Genomic DNA, 25,290 nt, shown 5'->3' on the forward strand with positions numbered 1-25,290 from the left:
TTCTCCTCAAGGACTGGATCACGCGCCCGCAGCGTGTCGGGCGTGCGAGTGCGCGTGCATCCCGATCGGTGCAGGCGAAGACGAGTGTGCGGACTCCTCGGGGGACGACGGCGCATGGGGCGGCGCGGCGTCGTTCGCCGGAGCCTCCGTACCCAGCGTCGCGCCCTCGTTGGCGACGGGGCCCTTCGCAAAGGGGGACGCACGGTGGCCGAACAGGACGGCTGCCAGTCCCAGCACGCTCCACAGGGTGAGGACGGCAATGTGGCCCGCGCTGTCATTGCCGTTGAAGTAGGCCGTACCGCGCACGAGGTTCGCGCCGGCGCCCGGCGGCAGCCACTGGCCGATGTCGTCAACCGCCTTGGGCAGCAGCTCTGGTGCGGATGTGCTGCCGGAAAACGGATTGCCGACAAAGACCATGAGCGCCGCGCTCAGCCCGAGCCCCGCCGGACCCACGAGCGCGACCACCCCGGCAGTGGTGGCACTGATGGCGAGAATGGTGAGTGCCAAGGAAGCCCAGGTGGCCAGATGTTCGTGCGGCAGGGCGCCGAGAAAGCCCTGGGCAACCACGTAGACCCCGAGGGCTGCCGCTGCGCTCATCACGATCAAGGCCATGAGACGCGACACAGGTCGCAGCCCCAGTGACATCGCAATGACCAAGGCGATCATGATGCTGCAGATCGTCAGCGGCAGGAGCGCCGAGCTGAAGACGACGCCGCGGGGGTCATCTGCCGAGGTCTGAACGACATCCACAGTCCTCACGCGGATCTGCGCCGGCTTTTCGGCGCCGGACCTACCTCCCGCGGAGCGAGCGGACGTCCCGTGGGCGGATGAGGCAGCACGGTCCGCGGCCGCCCTGGATGCATGGGCGGCCAGTTGCCGACCCGCCTTGCCCAGCAACTGTGCGACGGTCGGGCTCGCGGCAGTGGACTCCAGCACGGTGAAACTGCCGGGGGTGACGACGAAGGCACCGTAGACGTCCCGCTCCCTGATGGCGGACCGCGCCGACGCCTCGTCGGGGTAAAGATGGAAGTCAAAGCCGCCCGGCCTGCTGCGGGCCAGGCCCTCGACCGCGTCCTGGCTTGCCGTGCTCGTGCCCACGATCCCCACTGGCAGGTCACGCGGCCCTATGCGCGCCGCAGGCCACGCGTAGGCCATCACCGCCAGTGAGATCACCAGCGGCAACGCCACTGTCATGATGGCCACGCGACGCCATGACCGGTTTCCCGCCAACGGGGTCTTCACGATTCCGCCTCCCAAAAACGAATGATCATTCTCTAGGAATCCAGTCTGCTAGGCTCGCCACCAGAGAGTCAAGACGAACATTCGTTTTTCGTTGGATAGGGTGCCCCATGCCGAAGGTGTCCCAGGAGTACATGGACGCTCGCCGTGCCCAGATTCTGGATGCGGCCCGCCGATGCTTCCTGCGCGACGGGTTTCACTCCACGTCGATGCAGGATCTGTTCGCGGAGTCCGGGCTCTCGGCGGGCGCGGTCTACCGGCACTTCGCGAGCAAGGACGAGATGATCCTGGCTATCGCCGAAGAGAACATGCGTGAGGTTCTGACGCTGGTCCACACCGTCGCCACAACTCGGCCCAGGGGTTCCGTAGGGGTGGTCATCGCCGATGTCCTCGCCCTCGTGTCAGCTCGGTCCACGGAACACGACATCGCAAGGCTGGCCGTGCTGGCCTGGTCCGAGGCCCTGCGAAACCCCACGTTGGCCGGACAGTTCAGCACCCTGCTGACCCAGATGCGCTCCGACCTCGCAGAGATCGTGCGAGAGCACCAGAAAAGTGGCGCTCTGCCCAAGGAGGTGCCCGCCGAGTCGATCGCCGGCGCGCTGGTCTGCTTCCTACCCGGCTACATCCTCCAGGTGGCCATGCTCGACCCCACGCTCGTGGATGGGGTCGGCGACGCGGTACGGGCTCTGTGGCCGGATCCGGCCACGCCCTGACCGGCTCCGCCGTCGGACGAGCAGGACCGACCACCCGGCGACACCGATCAGTCCTGGGTTGAGGGTCCGGTAGAGAAGATCAGCGGCCGCGGCGTCCGCCATCGGCATTCCGCCGTGGTGCAGGGTCAGGACCAGAGCCGCGTCGAGAGGGCCGAGTCCCGCGGGCAACAGCGGCAGAGCCGATACGGCCGTCATCGCGGCGACATAGGCGAGCAGCACCTTGTCCGAGGCCGGGGCCGAGCCCACCGCATGGCACACAGCGAGCACACACACGAGATCGCCGGCCCAGTTGATCAGGGCAGCACCGAGGCCCAGGACCCAGAAGCGAACTGGAGGCCGCATGGCAGCCAACTCCCCCAGCAGGCCATCGGCCGACGTCTGCCCGTCCTTGCCGCGCCGCAGTCTCTGCCACACACGAAGCAGGGTGCTCACCGGCCGGCGCAGCACATCGGCATGCCGGACGAGCGCGAGCGCGGCGACGGTGACCGCGCAAGCCGCTGAAACCTGAAGGGCCGCCCCTGCAAGCCGGGCATCGTCCCCAGCCAGAGTCCCGCCGACTCCAGCGAGCATGACGAGTGCGACCGCGCTCAGAACACCGGTGGCAGCATGCGTGAAGCCGATCAACGACATGCCGGCACCCCAGGTACGCATACGCCGTGTCCGGTAGGTGATCGACACCAGGCTGCCGCCGGGCAGAGTCGCGCTGAGAGCGTTCCCGGCAAACACGGCGGAAACCGCGGCGCGCAGTCTCACCCGCAGCCCGCCCGTGCTCAGCGCCAGGCGCTGCAGCCGGGCGAAGGCCCCCATCGACACCGCCTCCGCGGCGACAGCCAGCAGGAACCAGGCGGGTTGAGCATGGGACAGCTGGTCCGCCGCACGACGCCCGTAGGGCGCGGCGAACGCCAGCTCGACACACAGCAACATCGCAACGGCGCCCATGGTGAGCGCGGCGCGCGGTCGAGAGCGCTGGTCGTGTCCGCGGCCGCCCGGTTCGGTCCGGTGCGAGCTGCCGCTCATCGCCGTACCGGCCCCGGGGGCAGCACATGCCCCAGGCCCTCCACCTCAGCGCCTACGGCTGCCACGTGGCCTCTGCCGTCTGCGATCGACGACAGAGGACCGACAACATGCAACCGGCCGAGAGGGAAGTTCCGGACCGGCCGCAGCTCCCCGCCGAGTGGTCGCCTCAGGGCTGCCGGATGCCGGCAATGGCGTCTCATGCCACCACCTCCTTCCCGGAATGATCGTTCCCTTTACGCTCCCCATCCTGCAGGCTCCGGCGAGACCAGGTCAAGACGAACATTCGTTTTCTTGCAGCCCGGGGTTGTAGAAAATAACCGTTCGTTTTACTTTCAGAAGGCGGGCGGCAGGGGACAGCCGCCCGCGGCCCGCCAACCGAGCACCGGGAGCGGGCGGCCCCGCCCCTGCGAAAGGCTGTGGCGGACCCGCAGGGCGGGGCCCTTTTCATTGGCTCAGACGGTCATGGCAGCGAGCTTCGACGGGTTCATCATGACGAGCACCCGGTCGATGCCGTCCGGGGTGACGCTCACGGTGAGGACGGCGAACACGGTGCCGTCGCGGGAGAGGCTCACCGCCGGCCTGCCGTTGGCCTCGGCCGGCTCCACCGTGACGCCGGACCAGAAGCGGTCGGCGAACGCGTGGTAGTACCTCGCCACGCGGTGACGGCCCACGACGGGGAACTTGGACGCCCGCACGACCCCTCCGCCGTCGGAGTACGAGACGACGTCTTCCGCGAGCAGCTTCTCCAGCACGGCCACGTTCCCTTCCTGGGCGGCCGTCACGAACGCTGTCAGGAACCTCTGGTGGTCAGCGGCCGCGACACTTGCCCGTTTCTCCGCGGCCAGGCGCTTCCGCGCCCGGCTCACCAGTTGGCGGGTATTGGCGTTGGTCTGGCCGATGATCTCCGCGATCTGCTCGTACGGGTAGTCGAACGCTTCCCGGAGCACGTACGCCGCCCGTTCCGTGGGAGTGAGCTTCTCCAGCAGCATCAGCACCGCGACTTCCAGTGCTTCCCCGTTCACGGCGCCCAGCACCGGGTCGGCACTGGTGTCGACCGGCTCCGGAAGCCACGGGCCGACATAGGTCTGACGGCGGATCCTCGCCGACTGCAGCACATTGATCGCGAGCCTCGTCACAGTCGTCGTGAGAAACGCCAGCGGGTTCTCCACCTTGGACCGGTCGTAGGTCTGCCATCGGATCCAGGCCTCTTGGAGGACGTCCTCCGCTTCGCTGACGCTGCCGAGCATCCGGTAGGCGATCCCGAACAGGTAGCCGCGGGCGTCCTGGAACGCTGTCTCCGCCTCCCGGAGGTCCTCTGCGTCATCCGCTGGATTGTTCTTCGACGGCATTGTGCGCAACCCTTGCTGCTCGGCAAGTCCGACGGCAACCGTGACCACACGCGTGAGCGCGGGGACGAACCTCGGAGTTCTGATGGACCGTCGGGGATCGCGGCTGGTTCAGGAGAGCCAGTCCGTGTAGTGGGTGGGGGCGATGCGGGCGTCGTTCCCGGCGGTGAGGACGTCACCGTGGACGGCGGCGTACATGCCGGCGGTGTCGTCGGTGACGACGCGACGCCCGTCGCCTTTGGCGGTGAGGATCAGCCGGCCGATTTCGTCGAGGGGGTAGACGTCGGGTCCGGCGATGTTGAGGACGCCGTTGAGCGGGGTGCCGGCGGCCACTTCGGCGACGATGCGGGCGACGTCCGCGGCGGCGATCGGCTGGAGCGGCGTACGCGGCAGACGGACGGTCTCGCCCTCGGTGGTCCAGGACAGGATCGCATCGATGAACTCCATGAACTGCGTGGCGCGGACGATGGAGTACGGAATCGGGCCGGCCTTGAGGATGTCTTCCTGAAGCACCTTTGCCCGGTAGTAGTCCAGCTCGGGCACCTGGTCCACGCCGACGATCGAGAGGATGACGAAGTGTCCTACGCCGCCCTTCACGCTCGCGGCGAGGAGGTTGTCCATCGACGACCGGAAGAACGCGGGCGAGGTTTCCCCGAAGGCCGGGGAGTTCGTCAGGTTGATGACGACATCGACGCCCGCCACGGCTTCCTCGACGCCCCGGCCGGTCACGAGATCCACGCCTGTGGCCGGGGAGTGCGGGACGGCCTGGTGGCCGGCCGCGTCGAGGTTCTCCACGACCCGTGACCCGATCAGTCCGGTTCCGCCGATGACCGCCAATTTCATAGTATCGCCCACCTTTCGATGACTATGTGCAGTACATAACTTTATGCGCCAAACCCACCCTCGCACGGGAGTCGATGTGCCCGGGCGGCATTCCCTTGCGGTGACGACAGGTGCCGCACACGCTCGCGCCGGGTGGGCGCATGGGCTTTCCGGGCGCAGCACCCACCACGTGGTCACCCGTGCGGGCGCGCCCCGGTGTGTCTGTCACCCATGAGGTGGTGGCGCCCTGTCACATTTTCCGGACCCCGACTCTCAATTGATTACAATGCGGTCATATTGGAAGGTGGGCCACCTTGGACGTCTATGAGGCGGTCAGGAGCCGACGGGCGGTGCGCGGATTCACCGACCGGCATGTCCCGAGGGAGGTGCTGGAGCGCGTGCTGTCCGCCGCGGCTTGGGCGCCCTCCGGATCGAACCTCCAGCCGTGGCACGGATATGTGCTGACCGGTGGGCCGCTGGCCGAGCTCAAGAAACGCGCCGGCGAGCGCGTGGCCTCGGGCGACCCCTGGGACGAGCGGGAGTACGAGATGTACCCGCCCACCCTCAAGTCCCCCTACCGCGATCGCCGAACCGCCTTCGCCGAGCAGCGCTACGGCGCACTCGGCATTTCGCGCGAGGACGGGGAGGCGCGCCAGAGGGCCGCTTCCGCGAACTGGGACTGCTTCGGTGCGCCCGCCGCCCTGTTCTGCTACATCGACCGCGACATGGGCCCGCCCCAATGGGCCGACGTCGGCATGTACCTGCAGACCGTCATGCTGCTGCTCCGCGCCGAGGGGCTGCACAGTTGCACGCAAATGGCGTGGTCGGTGTATCGCAGGACCGTCGCGGAGATCCTGTCACCCCCGGACGGGCTCATCCTCTACTGCGGCATGTCGATCGGGTACGAGGACGGCACGGTGGGTTACGCCCGTACGGGCCGGGCACCGCTCGACGAGACGGTCACCTTCGTCCAGGGTTAGCTGGGTGGCGGTCGACCTCGCACGGGAAAGGTCCACACTTCCTCCCCGACGCTGACCTTGCTGCAGACGGCACGGCCGCCATCCATCCCGGAAGGGGCCGAGGCAATGACCGTCCTCCTCGCATTCCCCCCGGGCGACCCGGGCACCCCTCCGCATCGGCACTCCGGTCCCGCATTCGGTTACATGCTGGAGGGGGAGATGCTCTTCGAGCTCGAAGGCGAGCCGGAGCGCGTGATCAAGGCCGGAGAGACGTTCTGGGAGCCGGGCGGCGACGTCATCCACCACCAGGAAGGGAACAACCGAACGGACTCCTGGAGCCGTTTCCTCGCGACGATGATGTGCGCGCCGGGTCAGCCCATGCTGACCCTGGTCGACGACGAGGAGCAGGCCCGGCGCAAGGACCGGCGGGCTCCGCGCCCTGCCTGACCACGGCGGCGCAGTCCGCCCCGTCACGGCCGACAACGACCCGCTTCCTCGGTCGGCGCCCTGTGGGCATCGAGACTGACCGACAAGCTCACCACGGCTGCGGCGCTGTCACACATCCGAGCACCATCCGGTCAATCACCCAAAAGGCGCGAATCGCGTCAGACCGATGTCTGCATCTGCGTCTCGCCGCCTCTCCCCCACTTGCCTAGGGACAAGAGCTCGATGCCAAGCACCGACAGAGCAACACTCAGTAAGCAGATGAACACGCACGAGATATCCGACTCGGCGATCGCGATGCTCGACGAGCAGGGGACGGTGCTCGGATGGACGCAGGCCGCCGAGCGGCTCGTCGGACACCCCGCCGGGGACGTGGTGGGCCGGTCCGCCGCACTCGTACTGCCGTCCTCCGAGGAAGCGGCGACCATTTCGGCGTTCGTCGAGCAATGCCGCACCCAGAAGGGCTGGTCGGGCACTACGGCAGTGCGCCACCGAGACGGCCGCATACTCACCGTCAGCCTGCGGATCTCGATGTTGTGGGGGCAGAACGGATCAGTCCGGTGGCTCGTGTCCATGACCGACATCGGCAAGCTCTTCCGGGAAGCGACGAACGGATCGGTGCGGGAATCGCTTCTCACCCGCGCACCGATCGGCATCGTCGTTCGTGACCCGCAGCTGCGTTGCACCTGGGTGAACGACACGATGGAGAGCCACGACGGCATTTCCCGTGACCGACGGCTCGGACAGCGGTCCACCGATGCGCTGCCCGGTGTCAAGGCCGAAGCACTCGAGGCAGTCATGCGGCAGGCACTCCGCAGCGGCACCGCCAGGGTCCACGAGTTCCGCAGGCGGCTGCCGACGAGTGCGCGCCAAGAACACATCCTCGCGGCTTCGTTCTTCTGCCTCCAGGACGCCGAAGGCCGAGCGCTGGGGGTGTGCGCCATCAGCGTCGACGTCACCGAGAGCCGTCGGGCGCACGAGCGCCTCGCGATCCTCAGCGAGGCCAGTACGCGTCTTGGCAGCACCCTGGACGTGACGCAGACCAGCCAGGAACTGGCCGACCTCGCCGTGCCGCTGTTCGCCGACTACGCCGTCGTCGACCTGGAGCATTCGGTCCCGTTCGGCGAAGGGGCCCCGGTCCACATCGGCCCGATGGGCGAGCGCCTCCCCGTCTTCCGACGGGCCGGTCTCGCCTCGATTCGCAAGGGCGTCCCAGAATCCCCGTGGGTTCGCGGTGAGCCGGTCCCCGTGCCGCCCGGCGCACCCTTCACCGACATTCTGCGCACCGGGAGGTCCCATCTGGAGCCGATCCTGGACGCCGCTCCGGGCACATGGATCGACCAGGACCCGGTACGGGCGCAGAAGATCCATGAGAACGGTATGCACTCCCTGATGGTCGTACCCATTCGCGCGAGGCGCGTCCTGCTGGGGGTGGCGTTGTTCATCCGCACCGAGGACCCGGTGCCGTTCCAGGAGGACGATCTGCTCCTCGCCGAGGAACTCGTCAGTCGCGCCGCGCTGTCGCTGGACAACGCTCGCCTGTACGCCCGCGAACACGCCGCGGCCCTCGCGCTCCAACGCAACCTGCTCCCTCACCGTTTGAGGGGCGGCACGGCGGTCGAGGCGGCCTCGCGCTATCTGCCCGCCGACATGGACATCGGTGTCGGGGGCGACTGGTTCGATGTGATCCCGCTGTCCGGCGCCCGGGTTGCCCTCGTCATCGGCGACGTGGTCGGCCACGGCATCAACGCCACCGCGGCCATGGGTCGGCTCCGCACCGCCGTACACGTGCTCGCCGAAATGGAGCTGCCCCCCGACGAACTGCTGGCCCGCCTCGATGACGCGATCCAGCGAATGAGCGAGGAAGCCCCCGACTCTCCGGGCCAGACGCCCGCGGTGGTGGGCGCCACCTGTCTGTACGCCGTCTATGACCCGGTCACCCGTAAGTGCACCATGGCACGGGCCGGGCATCCCCCGCCCGCGATCGTCGACCCGCAGGGCCGGGTCACCTTCCCCGACCTTCCCGCCGGAACCCCACTCGGCGTCGGGCTGGGGGTCCCTTTCGAGGCCGTGGAGCTGGAACTGCCCGAGGGAAGTCTCCTCGCCCTGTACACCGACGGCCTGATCGAGACCCGCGACCGCGACATCGACACGGGGATGCACCACCTGGGCACCGCCCTGGCTCAACCGGGTCGCTCCCTGGAGGACCTCTGCACCCGCGCGATGGAGACCGTCCCGGGCCAGGCACCGTCCGACGACGTCACCCTGCTCCTGGTCCGAACCCACTCACTCAGCCCGACCCAGGTCTCCTCCTGGACGCTGCCGTGTGACCAGACCGCTGTCCGCAGCGCCCGCCACATGGCAGCCTGCCAGCTGGCCGAATGGGGCCTGGAAGGTCTCGAGGACTCCACGAGGCTGATCGTCAGTGAACTGGTCACCAACGCCGTCCGCCACAGCACCGGCCCGATCGGTCTGCGACTGATCGAGCACCAAGTCCTGACCTGCGAAGTGTTCGACACCACCGACGGCTCCCCGCGGCTGCGTCGCGTACACACCACCGACGAGAACGGCCGCGGCCTCTTCCTGGTCGCCCAGCTGTCGCGCAGATGGGGCTCCCGCCCGGTGCCGGGCGGCAAGGCCGTCTGGTCGGAACAGGACTTTGCCCCACCTCGCACACACGGGCCTTCGACATGCCGCCCGGCCCCGGGGAACGACCGGACAACGGCTGCCCAACGCGGGCATTCGGCATGCGAGTCGACCAACAAGAACGACCGGCAGTGCCGCCCCGGCACCTCCCGGGACGGTCCAGTGCATGACCGAACCATCTGCCTCGAGGTGATCGCGGCGCCGGGCGAGCCGGCAAGGTGGTCGTTACAGCGCTCGGCAAGCCCCTCGGCCGCCAGAACCTGGACTATGAGAAAGCAGCAGGTCAGAGGCCCTTCGCGGCGGGCTCGCCATGGGCACTACGTGCGAACTTCGGACGCACGCCCGGAGCCTCCGAGAGAGGATCTCGCTTATAGCATTCGAAATGCCATACCCGTGACATGGCTGACGACGACATCGACTTCCCTCCCGGCGACGGCCCCAGCAGCGGCATCTCCGTCTCCCTGACCGCCGGCGCCCTGCAAGCGATCCGTGAGCGGGTCGGCAAGCGGGGTGTGTCCGCTTATCCCTCGCCCAGTCCGCCGCCGCGCTGCTGCGCACGGCCGGCCTGCACGGCCACAAGTACGCCATCGACGCCATGCTCTGCGCCACCGCCCTCGCCCACCCGGGCCGCGTCACCATCCTGGCGTCCGGCATCGAGGACGTCACCATGCTCACCGCAGACCACCCGCGCGTCACAGCCGAGAACGTCTGATCCGTGTCGCCCTGGCCTCTCAAGAGCGTGCCCGGCGAGACGCCGAGCAGCTTGGCGATCGAGGTGATCGAGCGGCCCGGGTCGGGCAGCAGGTCACGGGCGGCCCGGATGATCTCCTCGGTGACGGCGCTGGGGCGTCCGCCGACCCGGCCCGGGCGCGGGCGGCGGCGACGCCCTCCTTGGTGCCGATGACGATGAGTTCGCGAATGAACTCCGCGATTATCTTGAGCCGCTCGGAGGGCGTCCTTGATGTTCAGCAAGGTTGTCGGAAGCCCTGTGATCTGCTGTTGTGACGTGGTTATCTCCCGCTTCATCCATGACGTTGATGAAGGGGAGGCGCCATGCTCGTACAGCGTGTCGCGTTGCCGGCGGTACGGGTGGACTCGTGGACGGTGCTCGGTGATGACGACGTCCCGGTGGAGCCGATGAAGCGCGAGGCGCTGGTGCCCATCGACGAGCAACTCGAACAACAGCTCCGTGACCACCAACGCCGGATCCTGGAAGAGCGGCCGGAAGGGGTGTCGGTCCTCTTCCCCCGCGCCGACGCGAAGTCGCGCTGAGTTGGGCCGCCCGGTGCACATCACGCCCCATCAATTCCGGCACACCCTGGGCACCAGGCTGATCAACAAGGACGTCCCGCAGAAGGTCGTCCGTCAGATCCTCGATCACACCTCGGCCCAAATGACCGCCCACTACGCCCGGCTGTCGGACACCACCGTCCGCCGACACCGGGCGAAGGCCCGCAAGGTCAACACCCAAGGCGAGACCGTCGCCCTGGACCCCGCCGGCCCTCTCGCGGAGGCGGCCTGGGCCAAACAGAGACTCTCCCGAGCCACCCAGGCCCTGCCCAATGGCTACTGCGGACTTCCGGTGGTGCAGTCCTGCCCGCACGCCAACTCGTGCCTGACCTGCCCGATGTTCATCACGACCGCCGGGTTCCTGCCCCAGCACCGTGAACAGCGCCAACAGACCCTGCAGATCATCTCCGCGGCCGAGGCCCGTGGACAGAAACGACTCGTGGAAATGAACCGGCAGGTTGCCGACAACCTGGAGAAGATCATCATGTCGCTCGAAGACGATGCCCAGCCAGACACCGGCGAGGCGGCCGCCGATGCCTCCTGAGCCCAACACCGCACCGCTTGTTGCTGCCGCCCGAAAGCGGCACGAACTGGCACGCGCCAAGGCCATCCAGGCCCTGCGAGAACTCGACCGCACCGGAGCCCCGGTGTCCTTCGAGGGCGTCGTCCAGCGTGCGGGCATCTCACGCTCCTGGCTCTACGGACAGCCTGACGTCCGCGCCGGGATCGAACGGCTCCGTGACGTGAGTCGCCGTTCCTCCTCGCCGCAGGTCCCTGCGGCTGAGCGCTCCTCGGATGCCTCACTGCACGCGCGCCTGGAGGTGGCCCTGGAACGGAACCGGCAACTCGCAGAAGAGAACCAGCGTCTGCGTCGGCAGCTCGCTCACACGCTCGGTGACCAGCAGGCGTCCACACGCACAGGCCCACCTGGCTCGGACTCTCGGTCAGCGCAGATCGTGTTGTGACTCGTACAAGCCCGGTGAGAGACTGCGTCGGCGGTCGGCACCGACCTGGCGGGGTACCTGGGGGACAAATGAAGGACTGGATACCTTTTCTGCAGACTTTGATCTGGCCGATCGTGGTGCTGACTCTCTCATTCAAGTTCCGCGCCGGGTTAGGGCGACTCATCGAAGCGATCAACAGCCGAGTCGAGCGCGGCGACTCCTTCGAGGCGGGGGCATCAGGGATAAAGCTCGGGCCCTCGTCCCCGCAGACACCGGCCGGGGCCGAGCCCCAGCCGGGCGCGCAGCCCGTTCTTGAAGTGCCGCCGCCGCTGGCCGAACTGACCGAGGCCCCGACCGATGCCGCCCCCAGAGTTCATCTGGTTCACAGCGCGCACCGCGACAGTGCAGTCGACCGCAACGGCTACAGGTACTTCCGGCTCCGCATCGCCCTTGAGGGCGACAGTGACTCCGATCTCGACCGTGTCACCAGGGTTGTCTACCACCTGCACCCGACATTCCGGGACCCCGACCGCGTCGTCACGAATCGCTCGACCGGCTTCGAGCTCACGACGGCGGCCTGGGGGATGTTCAACTTGACAGCCGACGTCTATGTGAAGGGCAGCACCGAGCCCATCCGGCTGGAGCGGTACCTGAATTTCTGACCGCGCGCGACCAATCTCATCGGAGAGCTAAATCCAATGAGGCAGGAGAACTGCGTCGCACTTCAGTAACGATCGGCCCGGTTTGAACGGGCCTTCAGGGGGTCACGCGGCCAGGTCGAAGACAGTGTCCTTGACCTGGCCGCCCAGGTCGCAGCCCTGCTTGCTCGGCGAGCTTGGGATAACCGCGAGCGCGGCGAAGACGTGGAAGACGAGTCGGCCGCCGGGGGTGGTGGTGTCCAGGTTCTCGTGGAGCGAGGTGACGCCGGTGCCGCGCTCGCGCAGCTCGGCGACCATGTTGATGGGGTCTTGGAGGCTGCGGCCGTAGCGGTCGAGCGAGGGGTGAAGGGCTTTTCGAAGGCTCCGAGGGAGCTGGGCGCCCCACCGGGAGAGATCTTCAGAAGGCGAAGGTTTTTTGACAGCTCCCCGGATCGGCGGCGGGTGGGGGGCTTTGACAGAAGGTCTCGCGCGGGACAGCAGATTCCGGAGGTCCGCGCGAAATCCCCTTGCCCAATGGTCAAGAATCGTTGACCATTGCTCGCATGCCTACCGGTGATCTTCCCGAGACGTTTCACGTCACCACGGACGAGCAGCTGCGCGCCGTCTCCAACCTCACGCGCCACCGGATCATGGCCGTGCTCCGCTTCGAGCCGGCGACGATTACGCAGATCGCCGAGCGGGTGGGCCTTGCGAAGGGGAGTTCCAGCTATCACGTGCGGCTGCTGGAGCGGGCCGGCCTGGTGAAGGTGGTACGGACGCGGAAGGTGCGGGGTGTCACCGAGCGGTACTACGCGATGGCCGCGCGGGCGATCGTGCTGCCGGATCCGGGCGAGGGAGGGCCGGATGTGCTGATGCGGCATGCGGTGGCGGACCTGGAGGCGTCGCCGGTGGATGGCGAGCGGCACGTACGGATGGCGCATCTGCGGCTCACCGACGAGCAGTTCGCGCAGCTGGGGGCGCGGCTGCAGGCACTGGCGGACGAGTACCGGGAGCTGTCCGATCCGTCGCTGCCGGACGCGTCACTCGTCTTCGCACTGTTCCACCCGGCATCGCGCGAGCAGGCCGAGGGGGGCGCCAAGTGACCTCAGGCGACCGGAAGTTGCCGACCGGGTTCGGACGGCTGTGGACTGCGCAGACGGTGTCCTCGCTCGGTGACGGAGTGTCGCATGCCGCGCTGCCGCTGCTCGCGTTGACGTTGACGCGGGATCCGATGGCGCTCGCCGTCGTCACGGCCGCCGGGACGCTGCCGTGGCTGCTCTTCGGGGTGCTCGGCGGTGCGCTGGTGGACCGCTGGGACCGTCGGCGCACGATGTGGGTCATGGACGCGGCGCGTGCGGTGCTGCTCGCGATACCGGCGGCAGCGGCCGCGCTCGGTGTGCTGAGCATTCCGCTGCTCGCGGCCGTCGCCTTCCTGCTCGGCCTCGGTGGACTCTTCTTCGACACGGCCGCCACGGCCTATCTGCCGGATCTGCTCGGCCGCGACGCCGCACTCCTGGAGCGAGCCAACTCTCGCCTGCGCGGAGCCCAGACCGCCATGTCCGGCTTCGCGGGGCCGCCTGCGGGCAGTGCGCTGCTCGCGCTCGGGCGGGCGGTTCCGCTGCTCGCCGACGCGGTGTCGTTCATGCTCTCCGCACTGCTCGTACGGTCGCTTCCCGCCATACCCCGGCCCGTGCCGGAGATCCGCGAGTCGCTGCTTCGGCAGGCGCGGGCCGGGGCCTCGTACGTCTTCCGGGACCGGTTGCTGCTCGGCCTCGCGCTCCGCCCGGCGGTCGGGAACATCGCCTTCCTCGCTGTGGAGACCGTACTCGCCCTCTTCGCGCACGACCGCCTCGGCATCGACACCTACGGCTTCGGTCTGCTCCTCACGGCGGAGGCCACCGGCGGTCTGCTCGGTGCAGGCATCGCCTCCCACCTTGGCCGACGACTTGGCACCGGCACCGCACTGACCTGCACGGCCGCAGTCGAAGGGCTTGCCATCCTGGGCCTTGCCGCTGCCCCGAACCCGTACGTGGCCGGGCTGGCGCTCGCCGTCTGCGGCGCCGGCATGGGCGCCACGATGGTGCTCGGGCCCTCCCTCCGGCAGGCGATCGTCCCGGCCCACCTCATGGGCCGGGTCGCCTCCACCTCCCGCATGCTGGCCATGTGCGCCGCCCCCATCGGGGCCTTCCTCGGCGGCTGGCTGGCCACCACCTACGACATCCGTACCCCGCTCTACGCCGCCGCCGTCCTCCTCCTGGCGATGACGGCCGTCACGGCAACCATGACCAGCAACCGCCGGGTCGAAGCGGCGCTGCGTGCCACTGCCCCGGCCGGTGGTCCGGATCACCCGGCATCCAAGGATCCCGCCCAGGAGAGTGCACCCGACTTGTTGTGACGCCTGCCGCGAAGGCGTCACAACAAGTCGGGTGCCAGGCCCCCGCGGGGCGCGACGCGTGGCCGGGGCGGTCGTGTGTGCCGGCCGTCAGTCCTCGTCGTCCTCGGCGGCGTCCGGGTCCCGGAAGGGGCGCAGGCCCTGGCCGGGGCCGCTGGTTTTGATGCCGGACAGGTAGCGGCCCGGGAAGTTGGTGTGCCTGGACGCCGCCGTCGCCCGGCTCCGTGCAGGCCGGTCCCGTCGCCCATTCAGCCCAGCCTCGTTGAAGGTGACGTTGCCCGGAACCGCCTCTACCTGCAGTCATTTACGCGTCAGAGTCGCTCAGCGGCTCTCACGCGATCTGTTCTCCGTCGGGGTGGTCGGTGGACTTCGACAGCTCGTTCCAGGCGGCTGTCTCCGCATCAAAGGCGGAGCGGGCGTCGGCGACGAGGCGGAGGGCGTCGCTGCCGAGGATGAGGTGGGTCGGCGGCTTTTCGGCCTCCACGATGGCGAGCAGGGCGCGGCCGGCTCGGGCAGGATCGCCGAGCTGCTGACCGCGCATGTCGAGGCGGCGTTCGCGGATCGGGGCGAGGATCGGGTCGTAGTCGGTGATGGTGCTCTCTACGCGGTGCATGGAGCGGCCGGCCCAGTCGGTGCGGAAGGAGCCGGGCTCGATCGCTGTGACGTGAATGCCGAACGGTGCGACTTCCTGGGCGAGCGTGGCCGCGATGCCCTCGACGGCGAACTTGGAGCCGTGATAGGCGGCCAGGCCGGGGAACGCGCGCAGACCGCCCATGGAGGTCACGAACAGGATGTGTCCGGCACGGCGCTCGCGCATGCGGGGCAGGACGGCTCGGGTGACCGCGATGACGCCGAAGACGTTGACATCGAACTGGTGGCGGAAGGTGTCGAGCGGGGTTTCCTCGAAGGTGCCCTCGACGCCGTAGCCGGCGTTGTTGACGAGTACGTCGATGGGGCCCACCTTGCCCTCGACCGCTGCGACGGTCTGCGCGACGGCATCGGTGTCGGTGACGTCCAGCACGCGGGCGTGAGCGCGGCCCGGAGCGAACTGCTCGAAGGCGGCGATCTGGTCCGGGTTCCGAACGGTGCCGATGACGGTATGGCCGGCCTCGAGGGCGGCGGTGGCGAAGGCGCGGCCGAGGCCGCTGCTCACGCCGGTGATGAGAAACGTGCGGGACATGTGTCTCTCCGTTGGAATCGGAAGTGTCAGACGGTGGAGCGCACAAGCCCGTCGAGCGCAGTGCGCGCGAGCTTCTCGGCGTGCTCGTCCGTGAGGTCGTAGTGGCCTGTGAGCCTGCGGAAGATGAGTGGCCCGAAGAGCATGTCGACGACGTCGTCCACGTCGGTGTCGGCCAAGGCCGGTGTCGCCTCAACGGCTGTTCGCGGACACCTCGTTCGACGTGGTGACCGCATCTGGATCGGTGGAACGGTGCGGCACCGCCGAGCCTTCCACGGGCTTGGACCTCGCCAGCCACAGGCCGGTGAACACGGCGGTGGCCAAAGTGACGGTGCCGGCAGCGACGAAGGCGCTGTCGAGGCCGGTCTCGAAGGAGGCGCCGCCGGATTGCCGGGTGCGGACGACGGCTCCGAGTACCGCCACGCCGAGCACCGCGCCGATCTGCCGGGTGGTGCTGCTGATGCCAGAGGCGAGGCCGCCTTCTTGCGGGCTGACCGCTTGGATGGCGGCGCCTGTCAGTGGGGACATGGTCAGGGCGAAGCCGATGCCGACGACTCCCAGCCGCCACCACACGTTCCCGTAGCCGGTGTCGGCGTGCACCCTGCCCAGCGCCAGCAGCCCCCCTCCGGCCAGGGCCAGGCCGATGGTGACCACGATTCGGAAGCCGTACCGGGCGGCGAGCCGGCCCCCGAACGGGCTGACGATCACCATGGCGAGGGAGGCGGGGAGCGTCTGCAGGCCGGCGCGCAGGATCGAGCTGCCCTGGACGTACACGAAGAACTGGGAGAAGAAGAATGACGAGCCCATGAGCGCGAACCCCACCACGATCATGGCGGCGTTGGACACGGTGAACAGCCGCTGCCGGAACAGCCGCAGCGGCAGCATCGGTGCGGAGCGACGCGCTTCGACGGCGACGAAGCCGGCGAGGAGGATCGCCGCGGCGGCGAAGCTTCCCAGGATGACCGGTGAGGTCCAGCCGCGGGCGCCGCCCTCGATCAGCCCGTAGGTCAGTGCCCCCACCGCCAGAACGGACAGCACCGTCCCCGGGACGTCGATCGCGGGGGCGCTCGGATTACGGGACTCGTCAAGGTGGCGCAAGCCGACCAGCAGCAGGATCACGCCGATGGGCAGATTGACCAGGAAGATGGCGGGCCAGCCGAAGGCATCGGTCAGCACGCCGCCGGCCACGGGTCCGGCGACCAGGCCGATTGCGCTGAATCCGGCCCACAACCCGATCGCCTTGATGCGTTCCTGAGGAACGGGATAGGCGGCGGCGAGCAGGGCCAGCGAGGCGGGGCTCAGCGCCGAGGCCCCGATGCCCTGCAGCACCCGGCCGGCGACAAGCCATCCGGCCGAGGGCGCGAGGCTGCACAGCACCGATGCGGCCGTGAACACCACCGCACCGGCCAGGTACACCCGCTTGCGGCCGAACCGGTCGGCGAAAACGCCGCCGGACAGCAGCAGCATGGCGACCAGCAGCACGTATGCGTCGACGATCCACTGCAGACCGGTCAGCTGAGTGTGCAGCCGGTGCTGCATATCGGGCAGCGCCGCTCCAACGATCGTGTTGTCGAGCAGCACCATGAATTGGCCCAGGCAGGTCACTGTGAGCAACACGGCCCGGTTTGGTCGACTGCCTAAAGCCGCAGGCGATGCAGCCATGGGGATTCCTCTCCATCGGTAGTTGCGCCTCTCCACGGCCGACGCGGTCAGCCTCCGGGCGCTCTAAAGCAGTCATTGACTGCGTTAGGCGACTGTAAGGAGGCTCGCCCCATAAACGCAAGTCCCGACTGCGTTAAGGTGGGGGCATGGACGAGCGACAGCGAGCCCGGCGACCCGGCGGGCGCGGCGCCCGCGTCGGCGCGGCGGTGCACCAGGCCGTCACCAACTTGATCAGCGAGCGCGGCTACGGCAAGTTCACCGTCGGCGAGGTCGCAGCCCGCGCGGGCGTGGCCGACAGCAGCATCTACCGCCGGTGGGGCAGCCTGGAAACCCTGCTCACCGACGTGGCGCTCACCCGTCTCAACGCGCGGTCGCCGATGCCCGACACCGGGAGTCTGGCCGGCGACCTGCGCGCTTACGCCGCCAACGTGGCCCGCGAGATCACCGGACCCGACGGCCTGGCGTTGCTGCGCCTGTCCGTCGCTCTGTCGAGCACCGGTCAGCAGGGCCTGCAGGCGCGTGACGACCTCCTCGCCGAACGCGCCCGGCAACTGCAGTCCATGCTCGATCGCGCCCGCGAACGCGGCGAGCACGCACCCGACGCGTTCGGCGTGCTGGACCACGTGCTGGCCCCGATGTATATCCGCGTCCTGTTCGGCATGGGCCCGCTCACCCCGGACTACGTCGACGGGCTGGTCGACCGATTGCTGTGACCTCAGCCTGGTCCGCGGGAGCAGAGCACGAAGGTGCCGGCCCTCGGACGCCGTGCCAGGGCTCCGTGAGGTGCTCGCCGACACGCGCCCGCCGGCTCAGGGATCCGACCCTTGGTTGGCTCACGCGGCCCGGCTGAATCCGTCGGCCGGCGGGTCGTCGCCGCAGATCGGGGTGTTCTCTCCTTCGTCCTGCAACTGCCGGACGATCTCGGCGATGTCCAGCGCGTTGTGGAAGACGATCGCGTTGGCCGGCAAACCTTCTGCACCCGGCACTCCGTCAAGCGCCACCTGCACGAAACCCGGCCTGACGCCCCATCAGAACGTGCTCGAACGTGCGTCAAACATGCGTCACGTACGTCGTTCGTGCGTCACGTACGTCGCCCGCAACGCCCACGGTCCACATCACGCACACTGCTTAAAACAGCAGGTCAGCGACCCTTTTCGGCAGGCTCGAGAATCGCCACGCACTCCACATGATGCGTCATCGGAAACAGGTCGAACGCCCGAAGCGTCCGCACCCGGTATCCGCCCTCGCGGAAGTACGCCAGGTCGCGGGCCAGCGCCGCGGGATCGCAGGCGACGTAGGCGATGCGGCGGGCGTCGAGGGCGCAGAGGTGGGCGACCGTCGTGCGGCCCGCGCCCGCCCTGGGCGGGTCCAGGACGATCAGGTCGACCTCGGTGATGCCCGTGCGCGGCAGGACCGACTCGACCTTGCCCTGTTCGATGCGGACCCGCGGGAAGTCGGCCAGGTTGTGCCGCGCGTCCTCCACCGAGCGCTTGCCGGACTCGATGCCGAGGACCGCGCCCTTCTCGCCGAGCCGGTCGGCCAGTGCCCCCGCGAACAAGCCCACGCCGCAGTAGAGGTCCAGGGCCATCTCGCCCTTGCGCGGGAGGAGGCCCTGCATGACCGCCGTCACCAGGGTGTCCGCCGCCTTCGGGTGGACCTGCCAGAAGCCGCCGTTGCCCACGCGGTGGGTACGGCCGTCGGCGCGTTCGCGGACGAAGGGGCGACCGTGGACGCGGTGCACCCCGCCGGACTTCTCGTCGACCCGGAGGACCGACACCGGCTTGTCCAGTTCGACCAGGGGGAGGCGGGCGCCCGGGCGCGGCGTCAGGATCACCTGGCGGTCCTGCGAGCCCGTCGCCGCGATCGCCTCGACGGACTCCATGCCGGTCCAGTCCCGCCGCTCGATGCCCAGCTCGCTGACGCCCTCCGCCGCGATCATGCAGTGGTCGATGCGCTCGACCTCGTGGGAGCGGTGGCGGCGCAGACCCGCGTGGCCCTCGGCGTCGACGGCGTACTGCACGCGCGTGCGCCACTGCGGGACCTGGCCCGACGGCAGCTTGTCGCCCTCGGCCGGCATCACCGTCCCGTCCCAGCCGGCCTCCTCGGGCGTGAGGCCCGCGAGCCGCTTGAGCTGTTCGGCGATCACCTCGCCCTTCAGGCGGCGCTGGGCGCCGGGCTTGGCGTGCTGCCAGTCGCAGCCGCCGCAGCGGCCGGGACCGGCGAACGGGCAGGGGGCCTCGATGCGGTCCTTCGACGCCTCCAGGATCCGTACGGCGTCCGCGCGGAGGAAGCGGGCTTCCTCCTCGCCCTCGGTCACCCTCGCCACCACCCGCTCGCCGGGCAGCGCGTGCCGGACGAACAGCACCTGGCCCTCGGCCGTGCGGGCGATGCAGTGGCCGCCGTGGGCGACGGGGCCGATCTCGACCTCGTACTCCTCCCCGACCAGCGACTTCTTCGGTTCTGCCTGCATGGCGGGGTGACTCCAGATCAGGAACGGGAAACGGCCGGACAACAGCCCACCAGTCTACGTGGCTGTCGTCCGGCCGCTCACCACAGGCCGAGCCCCGGGCTCAGTCCTTCGTCGCCGACGGCTGCTTGGGCCGGTCCGCCGCCGGGCCGCGCCGCACTGCACCCGGCGCGCTCCACTCCTGCCGCTTGCGGGCCCGCTGCTTGGCCGCTTCGGAGGACTGCAGCTGATACGGCACCGAGGTCACCATCACGCCGGGCGTGAACAGCAGGCGGCCCTTCAGGCGCAGGGCGCTCTGGTTGTGCAGCAGATGCTCGTACCAGTGGCCGACCACGTACTCGGGGATGATCACGGAGACCGCGTCGCGCGGCGACTCCTTGCGCAGGCCCTTGACGTACTCGATCACCGGGCGGGTGATCTCGCGGTACGGCGAGTCCAGGACCTTCAGCGGTACGTCGATGCCGCGCCGCTCCCACTCCTCGCGCAGCGCCTTGGTCTCGGCCGGGTCGACGTTGACCGTCAGCGCCTCCAGGGTGTCCGAGCGCATCAGCTTGGCGTAGGCCAGGGCGCGGAGCGTCGGGCGGTGGATCTTGGAGATCAGGACGACCGAGTGGACCCGGGACGGGCGGACCATCTCGTCGTCCGGGTCGTCCGGGGCGGCGAGCTCCTCGGAGACACGGTCGTAGTGCTTACGGATGCCGGTCATCGTCGCGTAGAAGATGCACATGCCGACGACGGCCACCCAGGCGCCGTGCGTGAACTTGGTGACCAGCACCACGACCAGCACCAGGCCGGTCAGGAAGGCACCGAACGCGTTGATCGCGCGGGAACGGATCATGTGGCGGCGCCTGGCCGGGTCCTGCTCGACCGCGAGGTGCCGGTTCCAGTGCCGGACCATGCCGGTCTGGCTGAGCGTGAAGGACACGAACACGCCGACGATGTACAGCTGGATCAGACGCGTGGAGTCAGCGCCGTAGATGACGGTCAGCAGGGCCGCGGCGCCCGCGAGCAGCACGATGCCGTTGGAGAAGGCGAGGCGGTCGCCGCGGGTGTGCAGCTGGCGCGGCAGGTAACGGTCCTGGGCGAGGATCGAGCCCAGCAGCGGGAAGCCGTTGTACGCCGTGTTGGCCGCCAGGAAGAGGACCAGGGCCGTCGCCGCCGCGAGGACGACGAACAGGAAGCTGCCCTTGCCGAAGACGGCCTCGGCGACCTGGGAGATCACCGGGTTCTGGACGTAGCCGGAGCCGAGCGGGTGGCCGCCCCGGATCAGGTCGGTGGCCGGGTTCTCGGCCATGCGGACCTTGGTCGTCATGGCGAGCACGATGATGCCGCAGAACATGGTGACGGCCAGCACGCCCATCAGCGCGAGGGTGGTCGCCGCGTTCTTCGACTTGGGCTTGCGGAAGGCCGGGACGCCGTTGGAGATGGCCTCCACACCGGTCAGTGCCGCACAGCCGGAGGAGAAGGCGCGCAGCAGGAGGAAGACCAGCGCGAAGCCGGCGAGGCCCTGGTGTTCGGCGTTGATGTGGTAGCCGGCGCTCGGGGCGCGCATGGCGTCCCCGAGGATCAGGCCCCGGACGGCACCCCACGCGATCATGACGAAGACGCCGCCGACGAACACGTACGTCGGGATCGCGAAGAGCTTGCCGGACTCCTTCACGCCCCGAAGGTTCATCAGGGTCAGCAGCACGATCACGACGACCGCGCACAGCACCTTGTGCTCGACCACGAAGGGGACCGCCGACCCGAGGTTCTCGATGCCTGAGGCGATGGAGACGGCGACGGTCATGACGTAGTCCACGAGCAGGGCGCTGGCAACCGTGAGGCCGGCTCTGGGGCCCAGGTTCGTGGTGGCGACCTCGTAGTCGCCGCCGCCGCTCGGGTACGCGTGCACGTTCTGCCGGTAGGAGGCGACCACGGTGAACATCAGCACCACGACCGCGACGGCGATCCACGGGCTGAAGTGGTACGCCGACACGCCCGCGATGGACAGGACCAGGAGAACTTCCCCCGGCGCGTAGGCGACGGAGGACAGCGGGTCGGAGGCGAAGACGGGGAGTGCGATGCGCTTCGGCAGGAGCGTTTCGCCCAGCCGGTCACTGCGCAGTGCGCGCCCGATGAGGATCCGTTTGGGCACGTCGGTCAGTTTGGACACGAGAGAGGATCGTAGGCCTTCGAACAGCCACCCGCCCACCCGGTGTCCCGGATCTGCCTCACGAGTGAATTCAGAGGCGCTCGGAACTGCGGATTCCGTGGTCCGCGCGCTCACCGTGCCTAGATGGCAGATCCCGCATGTCATCGCACCTCGGAGGTCCCATGCCCGCGACCGCGGAGCTGATCGGGGCGACGCTCGCCCTGCTCGGCCTCGGAATCCTGACCCTGTGCAGCGTGCGCAGCATCACTCGCCGGCCCCCGCCCCCGGTGATCGCGGACACCGATCGCTGACGCCGCCCACGGGCATGATCGCCGACCCTGATCACGAGGAACCCGCACAGGGGGGTGCCCACCCCCCTGCGCCCATGTGTAGCTTTGGGCCTCGGTCTGAGAACCTGTTAAGACCAGGTCAATAACCTCAGAGAACTTGTTGACATCGGAAGGACGGTCGTGCACATCGTCATCATGGGCTGCGGGAGAGTGGGTTCCGCTCTCGCCCAGACCTTGGAGCAACAGGGCCATACGGTCGCCGTGATCGACCAGGACCCGACCGCCTTCCGTCGGCTGGGCCCTGGCTTCGGGGGCCGCCGGGTCACCGGTGTCGGCTTCGACCAGGACACCCTGCGCGAGGCCGGCATCGAGGAGGCCGGCGCCTTCGCCGCCGTCTCCAGCGGTGACAACTCCAACATCATCTCCGCGCGCGTGGCCCGCGAGATGTTCGGCGTGGAGAACGTGGCCGCCCGTATCTACGACCCGCGTCGCGCCGAGGTCTACCAGCGCCTCGGCATCCCCACCGTGGCGACGGTCCGCTGGACCGCCGACCAGATGCTGCGCCGGCTGCTGCCCTCCGGTGCCGAGCCACTGTGGCGCGACCCCACCGGCGGGGTGCAGCTCGCCGAGGTGCACGCCTCCCCGAAGTGGGTCGGGCACAAGATCAGCAAGCTGCAGGAGGAGACGGGCGTCCGCGTGGCGTTCCTGACCCGCCTCGGCGAAGCGATCCTGCCGACCTCGCAGACTGTGCTGCAGGAGGGCGACCTCGTGCATGTGATGATGCGGTCGGACGACGTCGAGAAGGTCGAGGCGGCGTTCGTCCAGGGCCCGGAAGAGGAGAGCGGTCACTGATGAGGGTCGCCATTGCCGGAGCCGGTGCCGTCGGCCGCTCGATCGCGGGCGAGCTGCTGGAGAACGGCCACGAGGTTCTGCTCATCGACAAGGCCCCGACCGCCATCTCGGTGGAGCGGGTGCCCCAGGCGGAGTGGCTGCTGGCCGACGCCTGCGAGATCACGTCCCTGGACGAGGCGGCGCTGCAGCGCTGCAACGTCGTCATTGCCGCGACCGGCGACGACAAGGTCAACCTGGTCGTCTCGCTGCTCGCCAAGACGGAGTACGGCGTCCCGCGCGTCGTCGCCCGCGTCAACAACCCGAAGAACGAGTGGCTGTTCAACGAGGCCTGGGGCGTGGACGTGGCTGTCTCCACCCCGCGCCTGATGTCCGCCCTGGTCGAGGAGGCGGTGAGCGTCGGCGACCTGGTCCGGCTGCTGCGCTTCAGCCACGGCGACGCCAACCTCGTCGAGCTGACCCTGCCCGAGGAGTCGGCCCTGGCCGGCACCCAGGTGGGAGACGTCGAGTGGCCCGAGGACACCTCCCTGGTCACCATCATCCGCGGCACCCGCGTCCTGACCCCGTCCAAGGAGGACTCCCTGGAGCCGGGCGACGAACTCCTCTTCGTGGCCGCCCAGGCCCGCGAGGAACAGCTGGAGGAGCTGCTGTCGGTGCGGCGCGAGGACACGTCGAGCTAGCCCGTGCGCTGCCGCGCCGAGGGCCCGGGGATCGTCGGATCCACCGGGCCCCTCGCGTGCGGACGCTCGAACGCTGCCCCTGACCGTCGGCTGCGCGCCGCTCGCTCACGCCGGTGCCGCGGCAGCACACGCCCCTTCACCGCCAGGAGGCCATGCGAACGGCCCGGGACCTCGGTGGATCCCGGGCCGGTGCGAAGCCGCGATGCCGCGGTGGCCGGGGCCTGTCGTCACATTCCCGTTCCCGTCCCACGTTCCCGTCGTCGCCCGAAGGGCGGCCCCGCGGCGTCTGGTGCGTGCTCTGGGGGTCCCCCGGCCGAAGGCTGGGGGAGAGCCGGGGGCACCGCCTCTGAGGGAGCGTGCCAGGCGTCGCGGGGCAGAGGGGAATGTGACGGCAGGGCCTAGGCCTCCCGGCGGTGCCGTCCCCCGCTCGTCTCGCCGCCCTCGGCCGCCAGCGCCTCCTTGCGCTCCTTCTCGGCCTGTTCCTCGGCCTCCATCTCGGCGAAGACGTCGATGGGCGCGGGGGCCTTGGCGAGGAAGACCCAGGTGAGCCAGACCGCCAGCAGGAACGGCGGGATCTTCAGGATGACCAGCACCCAGCCGAGCTTGGTGGTGTCGGACCACCAGTACAGCGGGAAGAGGATCGCGCACTTGGCCAGCAGGATCAGGCCCCAGGCCCAACTGGCCTTCGCGTAGGCCTTCTTGCGGCCGGGGTTGCGGGTGCGCCAGGAGAGGTTCTCCTTGAAGACCGGGCCGAGGATGAGGCCGATCAGGGGAACACCGGCGAGCGTCGTGACGATGTAGGCCAGCGCCAGGCCCAGCGTGTAGAGCATGCCGGGGAGGTAGAAGTCCTTGGCGTTGCCGGTGAACATCGCGAAGGCGACGCCGAAGGCCACCCCGAAGACGCCGCTGAAGGCGTGCTTGACGGTGTCCTTCATCGCGAGCCGGACCACGACCAGGACCAGGGACACGGCCAGCGCGGCGATCGCCGACACGTGCAGGTTCTTGTTCACCGTGAAGATCGCGACGAAGAGCAGGCCCGGCACGACCGTCTCGACCATGCCGCGGACACCGCCGAACGCCTCGAAGAGCGCGGCCTCGGTCACCGCACGGGCATCGCCGGTCCCGTCGGGCGGACTCTGGTCGGTGCCTTCGGTCGGCTTGTCGAGGGACGTCACCGGCTACTCCCGTCCGAGGGGTCGCAGTTCGTATTTCGGGTTGAACAGCACCCGGCGGCCCCGGCTCATCGAGATCCGGCCCGATGCGATCAGCATGCGCCCCGGTTCTATGCCCACGATGGAACGCCTGCCGAGCCACACCACGTCCAGCGCCGCGGAGCCGTCGAACAGCTCGGCCTCCAGGGCGGGGACCCCGGCGCGCGGACGCAGGGTGACCGTGCGCAAGGTACCAGTTACGGTGACGATCTGCCGGTCGTGGCAGTCGCCGATCTTCGTACAGCCCGTGGTCTCGGCGTCCTCACGCAGTTCCTCGGACTCCAGGTCCTCCTGCGACGAGGAGAGCCGGTCGAGCATGCGCCGGAACCGGCCCGCCGGCTTTTCGGAACGAGGAACAGCACTCATACGT

General features: G+C 69.1%; 27 protein-coding genes and 1 pseudogene. 15 read left to right on the forward strand and 13 right to left on the reverse strand.

Going from position 1 to position 25,290, the window contains the following annotated elements:
• Nucleotides 1-18: 18 nt before the first annotated feature.
• Entirely contained in the window at nt 19-1,242 is a 1,224-nt protein-coding gene (locus ACWGJ5_RS13860) for an ABC transporter permease (RefSeq protein WP_453309959.1), read from the reverse strand.
• A 107-nt stretch (nt 1,243-1,349) separates the two neighbouring features.
• Here ACWGJ5_RS13860 and ACWGJ5_RS13865 point away from each other — a divergent pair, with 107 nt between their 5' ends.
• Nucleotides 1,350-1,952 (forward strand): TetR/AcrR family transcriptional regulator, encoded by a 603-nt coding sequence (locus tag ACWGJ5_RS13865; RefSeq protein WP_453309960.1) that lies wholly within the window; start codon nt 1,350-1,352, stop codon nt 1,950-1,952.
• Here ACWGJ5_RS13865 and ACWGJ5_RS13870 read toward each other — a convergent pair.
• The 3 genes from ACWGJ5_RS13870 to ACWGJ5_RS13880 all read right to left on the reverse strand — a co-directional run bounded on the left by ACWGJ5_RS13870 (nt 1,851) and on the right by ACWGJ5_RS13880 (nt 5,158).
• A complete protein-coding gene (locus ACWGJ5_RS13870; protein ID WP_453309961.1) occupies nt 1,851-2,969 on the reverse strand; it encodes a lysylphosphatidylglycerol synthase transmembrane domain-containing protein in 1,119 nt (372 codons plus the stop codon). The two genes, ACWGJ5_RS13865 and ACWGJ5_RS13870, sit on opposite strands and share 102 nt — an antisense overlap.
• Nucleotides 2,970-3,421: 452 nt before the next feature.
• Nucleotides 3,422-4,318 carry an RNA polymerase sigma-70 factor gene (locus tag ACWGJ5_RS13875; protein ID WP_453309962.1) on the reverse strand — a complete coding sequence of 299 codons (897 nt, stop codon included), beginning with the start codon at nt 4,316-4,318 and terminating at the stop codon, nt 3,422-3,424.
• Nucleotides 4,319-4,426: 108 nt separating this feature from the next.
• Nucleotides 4,427-5,158, reverse strand: coding sequence for an SDR family oxidoreductase (locus tag ACWGJ5_RS13880; RefSeq protein WP_453309963.1), 732 nt, complete (start codon nt 5,156-5,158; stop codon nt 4,427-4,429).
• A gap of 293 nt (nt 5,159-5,451) precedes the next feature.
• On the opposite strand from ACWGJ5_RS13880, the gene ACWGJ5_RS13885 reads away from it, so the two are divergent.
• The 8 genes and pseudogenes from ACWGJ5_RS13885 to ACWGJ5_RS13920 all read left to right on the forward strand — a co-directional run bounded on the left by ACWGJ5_RS13885 (nt 5,452) and on the right by ACWGJ5_RS13920 (nt 12,082).
• On the forward strand, nt 5,452-6,117 hold the full coding sequence (locus ACWGJ5_RS13885) for a nitroreductase (protein ID WP_453309964.1): 666 nt from the start codon (nt 5,452-5,454) through the stop codon (nt 6,115-6,117).
• Complete coding sequence (locus tag ACWGJ5_RS13890; RefSeq protein WP_453310088.1) at nt 6,118-6,543, forward strand: cupin domain-containing protein; 426 nt, start codon at nt 6,118-6,120, stop codon at nt 6,541-6,543.
• Between the two features lie 258 nt (nt 6,544-6,801).
• Nucleotides 6,802-9,651 (forward strand): SpoIIE family protein phosphatase, encoded by a 2,850-nt coding sequence (locus ACWGJ5_RS13895; RefSeq protein ID WP_453309965.1) that lies wholly within the window; start codon nt 6,802-6,804, stop codon nt 9,649-9,651.
• Nucleotides 9,652-9,700: 49 nt separating this feature from the next.
• Nucleotides 9,701-9,898, forward strand: a pseudogene (locus ACWGJ5_RS13900) (DNA-binding protein); the annotation flags it as partial.
• A gap of 341 nt (nt 9,899-10,239) precedes the next feature.
• Nucleotides 10,240-10,458, forward strand: coding sequence for a hypothetical protein (locus ACWGJ5_RS13905; protein ID WP_453309966.1), 219 nt, complete (start codon nt 10,240-10,242; stop codon nt 10,456-10,458).
• Nucleotides 10,459-10,471: 13 nt separating this feature from the next.
• Complete coding sequence (locus ACWGJ5_RS13910) at nt 10,472-11,020, forward strand: tyrosine-type recombinase/integrase (protein ID WP_453309967.1); 549 nt, start codon at nt 10,472-10,474, stop codon at nt 11,018-11,020.
• Nucleotides 11,010-11,441 carry a DUF6262 family protein gene (locus ACWGJ5_RS13915; RefSeq protein WP_453309968.1) on the forward strand — a complete coding sequence of 144 codons (432 nt, stop codon included), beginning with the start codon at nt 11,010-11,012 and terminating at the stop codon, nt 11,439-11,441. Before ACWGJ5_RS13910 ends, ACWGJ5_RS13915 begins: the two co-directional genes overlap by 11 nt.
• Before the next feature lie 68 nt (nt 11,442-11,509).
• Entirely contained in the window at nt 11,510-12,082 is a 573-nt protein-coding gene (locus ACWGJ5_RS13920; protein ID WP_453309969.1) for a pYEATS domain-containing protein, read from the forward strand.
• A 102-nt stretch (nt 12,083-12,184) separates the two neighbouring features.
• On the opposite strand, the gene ACWGJ5_RS13925 is transcribed toward ACWGJ5_RS13920, so the two are convergent.
• Nucleotides 12,185-12,604, reverse strand: a complete 420-nt coding sequence (locus tag ACWGJ5_RS13925; protein ID WP_453310089.1) for a recombinase family protein — start codon at nt 12,602-12,604, stop codon at nt 12,185-12,187.
• A gap of 17 nt (nt 12,605-12,621) precedes the next feature.
• Between ACWGJ5_RS13925 and ACWGJ5_RS13930 the strand changes: the two genes are divergently transcribed.
• Both ACWGJ5_RS13930 and ACWGJ5_RS13935 read left to right on the forward strand, forming a co-directional pair.
• Nucleotides 12,622-13,161, forward strand: coding sequence for an ArsR/SmtB family transcription factor (locus ACWGJ5_RS13930; protein ID WP_453309970.1), 540 nt, complete (start codon nt 12,622-12,624; stop codon nt 13,159-13,161).
• Nucleotides 13,158-14,453, forward strand: a complete 1,296-nt coding sequence (locus tag ACWGJ5_RS13935) for an MFS transporter (protein WP_453309971.1) — start codon at nt 13,158-13,160, stop codon at nt 14,451-14,453. The genes ACWGJ5_RS13930 and ACWGJ5_RS13935 overlap by 4 nt, the downstream gene beginning before the upstream one ends.
• 328 nt (nt 14,454-14,781) lie before the next feature.
• Here ACWGJ5_RS13935 and ACWGJ5_RS13940 read toward each other — a convergent pair whose 3' ends face one another.
• The 3 genes from ACWGJ5_RS13940 to ACWGJ5_RS13950 are packed head-to-tail and all read right to left on the reverse strand — an operon-like array spanning nt 14,782 to nt 17,289.
• Entirely contained in the window at nt 14,782-15,630 is an 849-nt protein-coding gene (locus tag ACWGJ5_RS13940) for an oxidoreductase (RefSeq protein ID WP_453309972.1), read from the reverse strand.
• Nucleotides 15,631-15,656: 26 nt separating this feature from the next.
• Entirely contained in the window at nt 15,657-15,806 is a 150-nt protein-coding gene (locus ACWGJ5_RS13945) for a hypothetical protein (protein ID WP_453309973.1), read from the reverse strand.
• A 13-nt stretch (nt 15,807-15,819) separates the two neighbouring features.
• Nucleotides 15,820-17,289, reverse strand: coding sequence for an MFS transporter (locus ACWGJ5_RS13950; protein WP_453309974.1), 1,470 nt, complete (start codon nt 17,287-17,289; stop codon nt 15,820-15,822).
• 146 nt (nt 17,290-17,435) lie between these two features.
• Between ACWGJ5_RS13950 and ACWGJ5_RS13955 the strand changes: the two genes are divergently transcribed.
• On the forward strand, nt 17,436-18,002 hold the full coding sequence (locus tag ACWGJ5_RS13955; protein ID WP_453309975.1) for a TetR/AcrR family transcriptional regulator: 567 nt from the start codon (nt 17,436-17,438) through the stop codon (nt 18,000-18,002).
• Nucleotides 18,003-18,122: 120 nt separating this feature from the next.
• Here the strand turns inward: ACWGJ5_RS13955 and ACWGJ5_RS13960 are convergent, their stop codons facing one another.
• The 3 genes from ACWGJ5_RS13960 to ACWGJ5_RS13970 all read right to left on the reverse strand — a co-directional run bounded on the left by ACWGJ5_RS13960 (nt 18,123) and on the right by ACWGJ5_RS13970 (nt 21,911).
• A complete protein-coding gene (locus ACWGJ5_RS13960) occupies nt 18,123-18,257 on the reverse strand; it encodes a hypothetical protein (RefSeq protein ID WP_453309976.1) in 135 nt (44 codons plus the stop codon).
• A 173-nt stretch (nt 18,258-18,430) separates the two neighbouring features.
• Complete coding sequence (locus tag ACWGJ5_RS13965) at nt 18,431-19,759, reverse strand: class I SAM-dependent RNA methyltransferase (RefSeq protein WP_453309977.1); 1,329 nt, start codon at nt 19,757-19,759, stop codon at nt 18,431-18,433.
• Nucleotides 19,760-19,859: 100 nt separating this feature from the next.
• Nucleotides 19,860-21,911, reverse strand: coding sequence for an APC family permease (locus ACWGJ5_RS13970; RefSeq protein WP_453309978.1), 2,052 nt, complete (start codon nt 21,909-21,911; stop codon nt 19,860-19,862).
• Between the two features lie 161 nt (nt 21,912-22,072).
• Between ACWGJ5_RS13970 and ACWGJ5_RS13975 the strand changes: the two genes are divergently transcribed.
• The 3 genes from ACWGJ5_RS13975 to ACWGJ5_RS13985 all read left to right on the forward strand — a co-directional run bounded on the left by ACWGJ5_RS13975 (nt 22,073) and on the right by ACWGJ5_RS13985 (nt 23,709).
• Nucleotides 22,073-22,201, forward strand: coding sequence for a hypothetical protein (locus ACWGJ5_RS13975; RefSeq protein WP_283844071.1), 129 nt, complete (start codon nt 22,073-22,075; stop codon nt 22,199-22,201).
• A gap of 159 nt (nt 22,202-22,360) precedes the next feature.
• Nucleotides 22,361-23,032, forward strand: coding sequence for an NAD-binding protein (locus ACWGJ5_RS13980; RefSeq protein ID WP_453309979.1), 672 nt, complete (start codon nt 22,361-22,363; stop codon nt 23,030-23,032).
• Nucleotides 23,032-23,709 carry a potassium channel family protein gene (locus ACWGJ5_RS13985; protein ID WP_351607630.1) on the forward strand — a complete coding sequence of 226 codons (678 nt, stop codon included), beginning with the start codon at nt 23,032-23,034 and terminating at the stop codon, nt 23,707-23,709. The genes ACWGJ5_RS13980 and ACWGJ5_RS13985 overlap by 1 nt, the downstream gene beginning before the upstream one ends.
• A gap of 398 nt (nt 23,710-24,107) precedes the next feature.
• Here the strand turns inward: ACWGJ5_RS13985 and ACWGJ5_RS13990 are convergent, their stop codons facing one another.
• Nucleotides 24,108-24,884 (reverse strand): DUF3159 domain-containing protein, encoded by a 777-nt coding sequence (locus ACWGJ5_RS13990; protein ID WP_453309980.1) that lies wholly within the window; start codon nt 24,882-24,884, stop codon nt 24,108-24,110.
• Between the two features lie 3 nt (nt 24,885-24,887).
• Entirely contained in the window at nt 24,888-25,286 is a 399-nt protein-coding gene (locus ACWGJ5_RS13995) for an OB-fold nucleic acid binding domain-containing protein (RefSeq protein WP_228616601.1), read from the reverse strand.
• Nucleotides 25,287-25,290: the final 4 nt, after the last annotated feature.

It is taken from the genome of Streptomyces sp. NPDC054783, from assembly GCF_053611725.1.